Source organism: Desulfobacter sp. (assembly GCF_050177295.1).
The window spans coordinates 1-4,542 of record NZ_JBFXHE010000367.1 but is presented as its reverse complement, the minus strand read 5'-3'; the positions used below and the strand labels follow the sequence as shown (position 1 = coordinate 4,542).

5 protein-coding genes are annotated in these 4,542 nt (G+C 45.9%); all 5 read left to right on the top strand.

The window, feature by feature from the left end; translation table 11 throughout:
- Positions 1–272 precede the first annotated feature (272 nt).
- Complete coding sequence (locus AB7U36_RS19140) at positions 273–458, top strand: hypothetical protein (RefSeq protein ID WP_428161248.1); 186 nt, start codon at positions 273–275, stop codon at positions 456–458.
- 59 nt (positions 459–517) lie between these two features.
- Entirely contained in the window at positions 518–1,429 is a 912-nt protein-coding gene (locus tag AB7U36_RS19135; protein WP_428161247.1) for a PhnD/SsuA/transferrin family substrate-binding protein, read from the top strand.
- Between the two features lie 9 nt (positions 1,430–1,438).
- Positions 1,439–2,269, top strand: coding sequence for a polysaccharide deacetylase family protein (locus AB7U36_RS19130; protein WP_428161246.1), 831 nt, complete (start codon positions 1,439–1,441; stop codon positions 2,267–2,269).
- A 257-nt stretch (positions 2,270–2,526) separates the two neighbouring features.
- Positions 2,527–3,750, top strand: a complete 1,224-nt coding sequence (locus AB7U36_RS19125; protein ID WP_428161245.1) for a trans-sulfuration enzyme family protein — start codon at positions 2,527–2,529, stop codon at positions 3,748–3,750.
- Between the two features lie 11 nt (positions 3,751–3,761).
- A partial coding sequence (locus AB7U36_RS19120; protein WP_428161244.1) for a Cache 3/Cache 2 fusion domain-containing protein occupies positions 3,762–4,542 on the top strand: 781 nt, incomplete at its 3' end.

Sequence of the window (4,542 nt, the reverse complement as noted above, 5' to 3'; positions counted from 1 at the left end):
TTTAAAGACAATACCTTTGGCACCTATACCCACATCCATACCCTTGGTACCACCAGCTGGGCACCCTCTTTGATTGCTAAGGCCAGGCGCTTCAAAGCTTCACGTCAATAACCCATGATCCATATAACCCACATGGGCCGCAAGCCCACAACAAACAATGAAACTAAAGACTCCAACAATTCAGGGCTAAAATGGGCGCCGCAGGCGCTTCGCCCTCTTGTATCTTGTATCTTGTATCTTGTCTCTAGTTTCATATAAAATTACACAGGCCTATGAAATTAAACCGCATTCAAATTATGATTTTCAAAAAGCTCAGCAAAGAAAAAGGTCTTGATGCTGACGGTTATATACAACAGTATTCTATGGAATTCATCTGTATGCAACGCGACAGCCTCCAGGACCTTAGCGAAGAAGAAGGAGATATTTGGATTCATAGGGCATATCTTTTATCCCTGTAATCATAGGGATGGGCTATGGTGCTAATCCCTCAATAGTTACACCATAGAAAAATTATACAGTGAAACTTTTAGTCCAAAAATTTTTTATACTTTTCTTGCTGTTGATGGGGGGTGTTTTTTTCTTCTGCGGCACCTGTACCGCGGGGGATGGGGAAAAAATAAGCCCTTTTCGCATGGGTTTCTCAAAATTTCTTTTTACGAATGTTAACGAAAACGATGCTAAGGCCTCCATCAGGGCATGGGCAAAAGTAGTGGCCGACGAATATGATATAGATGCTGATCCATCGGCACAGATATTTTCCAATCTCCAGGACATACGCCGTGCATTGATCAACAGCCAAATAGATTCCATAGGACTCCAGTTTGAAGAATACCTTTACATATCAGACCATTTTGAAACCGAGCATTGGTTTCTGACGCGAACGTCTGGTAATCTTTATGAAGAGTATGTGCTCTTGGCACCTGTAGATGGAAAAATTAAACAGTGTGAGGACTTGATAGGAAATAATCTTATTTTTTACAACTCACCTCGAACCGCCTTGGCCGAATACTGGCTCAAGTCCATAATAAAGGGGATAAATACCGGCTACAATGGCCTGGAACCCAACGTGAACATCACGAAAACAGAAAAAATATCAAAGGCTGTCCTCCCTGTGTTTTTTGACAAGGCAGATGCCTGTATCGTCACAAACTCCGGACTCAGCACCATGATAGAGCTGAATCCTCAAATTGGCAGAAAATTGCGTATTATTATGAAGTCCCCCCCTTTGATTCCAGTCATATTGTGCTTCCGAAAAAATTTCGATTCTCCTCAAAAAGAAAAAATTCTGACAGCATTTCGAGAACTTCACACGAACGTTTCAGGCCAACAAGTGCTGACCATTTTCCAGTCGGAAGCCCTTGTGGAAGTTGAAAAAAAAGAACTCTCAACCACAAGAAATTTTGTATTGGAAGCACAAAAAATACCATAAGATGAGAAAATGTTGACCACAGGGGAGAAAACCGGAATTGTTGCGTTTGTCTTGGCAAGCGCCTTGTTTGTTTTGTGGGGACCGGTGTGGAGCCTTTTTCCACTGGCGGGATTTATTCTGGCGTGTCTGGCCGCTCCTTTTTTGACGGCATTTGGTTTTTTTTTGCCTGTTATCTGTCGGGGTCCGCGCAGCATTCGTTGTGTCTCTCTTACCTTTGACGACGGGCCTGACAGAACGACAACCCCTTTGGTTTTGACTCTCCTTGAAACTTACCAGGTGCCGGCCACGTTTTTTGTCACAGGAAAAAATGCCCGCAGGAATCCGGATCTCATTGCCCGAATTCTGGATCAGGGCCACACCATCGGCAACCATACCTATTCCCACGATCCTTTGATCATGCTCAAATCAGCTCAGCGCCTCAAAGAGGAGATCATTAAAACCCAGACGGTTCTTGCGGCCAATGGCATCCGGCCACTGGTTTTCCGGCCCCCGGCAGGTATCACCAACCCCAAATTGGGACCTGTTCTGGCAGAATTGGGATTAAGTGCTGTAAATTTTTCCTGCCGTGCCATGGATAAAGGCAACCGCAGGATATCCGGTATTGCGTCAAAAATTTTGCACCGGGTGAAACCCGGTGATATTATTTTGCTCCATGATTCAACGCCTTGGATTGAAAACCATGAGACACCGGATAACACATTGCTCGCTTCGTTTTTAACCGAACTTGAGCGTCTATTGAATGGACTTAAAACCAGAAAACTGTCGATCGTTCCGTTATCGGAGCTGATCGGGCAGGCGGTCATGGAGCAGTCCCTGCCTGAACGGCAGGGCCTCCGGTAATTTAGATTAATTTGTCTTAAATCTCTTTACCGTTCAGGTAAATTTTAGGGATAATGGGGCTGTTTTTTTGCCCGATATTTTCATGGGTCTTTGCTTTTTTATCTTTCGAGTTCTCGTTTTTCTTACACATACCATCAATCCGCCTCAGGTCAAGCACTTACTATCCCTGGGGAAAAGTTTGCAGTTTTATATGTGTTGCAAAGCTGATAATATAAATCTTAACTCGTCTTATGAAAATCAATCAAAGGAGGTCGCTTATGAATTATAAAGAATTGACCCCCCAATCTATGTGTATCCATGCCGGAGCGTCGGTAAACGAGTCAAGGGCTGTTGTTCAGCCGATTTACCAGACGTCGGCCTTCCGGTTTGATTCCACCGGCCACGGGGCAGCCCTTTTTGCCGGGCGGCAGGAAGGCTACATTTATACACGAATGGGCAATCCCACCATTCGCGGCATGGAAGACGCCGTAGCCGCACTGGAAAAGGGGAAGTTCGCACTGGGATGTGCCAGCGGAATGGCCGCAGTCAATACTGTTTTTGCCGCAGAATTGTCCGCCGGCGACCATGTGGTCTGCTCACAGGTGGTCTACGGGCCGACACTGACGTTACTGAATACCGTGTATAAACGGTTCGGCATTACCATCGATTTCGTTAATACCTCGGACACTGATCAAGTGATTGGGGCCTTAAAACCGAAAACGCGCCTGGTGTATATCGAGACCCCGGGCAATCCCACCATTGAGCTGTCTGATATCAAAAAAATTGCCGCCGCAGCCCATGAAAAAGGGGCCGTTCTTGCCGTGGATAACACGTTTCTAAGTCCCTGGTTCCAAAATCCATTGACGCTCGGGGCCGATATCGTGCTTCACAGCCTGACAAAATTTATTAACGGCCATGCCGATGTTATCGGCGGTATTGTAGTGGTTAAGGATGATGATACCTACAGTCGCTATCGAAGCGTATTGAACCAGACCGGCGGGGTTATTGATCCTTTCAATGCATTTCTGGTGTACAGGGGTATCAAAACCCTGGGAATCCGAATGGAAAAGCATGCGGAAAACGGCATGGCAATTGCCCGGTTCCTGGAAGCTCATCCCCAAATTGCCTGGGTTCGCTATCCGGGGCTGAAAAGTCATCCCCAGTATGATCTTGGCCAAACGCAGCACAGTGGTCCGGGCGGGGTGATGGCATTTGAGCTTAAGGGCGGGTTTGAGGCCGGAGAGACGCTGCTTAATTCAGTAAAGCTGTGCACCCTGGCGGTTTCCCTGGGCGGTGTTGAAACCCTGATTCAGCATCCGGCGTCCATGACCCATGCTTCCCTGGAAAAAGAGCAGCGTCTGGCCGCCCGAGTGACCGACGGCCTGATCCGTCTCTCTGTGGGGATTGAATTTCATGGCGATCTTATCGCCGATCTGACCCAGGCCCTGGACCGAGTTTCCGGATATATAGGTGCAGTGCCAAAAGGAAAAAATATACTATGATTTTAAGTTCCTTGAAGCTAAAAATGAAATTGATGATCTATGGTATTTTACTTAGTGTTATCCCTATTGTCTTAATTTCTCTGATTTCTTTTTTTCAGGATAGCCAAACTGAAAAAATTGTGAAGGCCGAAACCTCAGATTTGACTATTGCAAACTTCGAGCATCTGGTTAAAGGTGTATATTCGACCTGCAAGACCAGTCAGGAGCAGGTTCAAAAAGCAGTCGACAGCTCTTTAAACCTTGCTCGGGATATCATGAAACAACAGGGCTCTGTAGAATTGTCCAATGAGAGCATTGAATGGCAGGCTGTCAATCAATATACGAAAGAGAAACAAACGCTTTCGCTTCCCAAAATGATTGTCGGTGGGGAATGGATCGGAAAAACAGACGATATGTCGCAAAAATCGTTAATTGTTGATAAAGTCAAATCGTTGGTCGGGGGGACCTGTACTATATTTCAACGTTTGAACGAATCGGGAAGCATGTTGCGGGTTGCTACAAACGTATTAAAGGAAGATGGAAAAAGAGCTGTAGGAAGCTATATCCCCGCAATCAATCCTGACGGAAAACAAAATCCGGTCATCAAAGAGGTACTGAATGGAACAACATTCAGGGGCCGGGCGTTTGTCGTTGACAGATGGTACATCACGGCTTACGAACCAATCTATGATACCAATAATTACGTTGTTGGCGTTCTATATGTGGGAGTCCCCCAGGAAAGCGTCACCAGCCTGAGAAAAGCGATCATGGACACAAAAATCGGGAAAACCGGATATGTTTATGTCCTTGATT

What these genes read in the sequence shown, in the direction of transcription:
- AB7U36_RS19140 (WP_428161248.1), top strand. Translation starts at nt 273, where the DNA reads ATGAAATTAAACCGCATTCAAATTATGATTTTCAAAAAGCTCAGCAAA.
- AB7U36_RS19130 (WP_428161246.1), top strand. Translation starts at nt 1,439, where the DNA reads ATGTTGACCACAGGGGAGAAAACCGGAATTGTTGCGTTTGTCTTGGCA.
- AB7U36_RS19125 (WP_428161245.1), top strand. Translation starts at nt 2,527, where the DNA reads ATGAATTATAAAGAATTGACCCCCCAATCTATGTGTATCCATGCCGGA.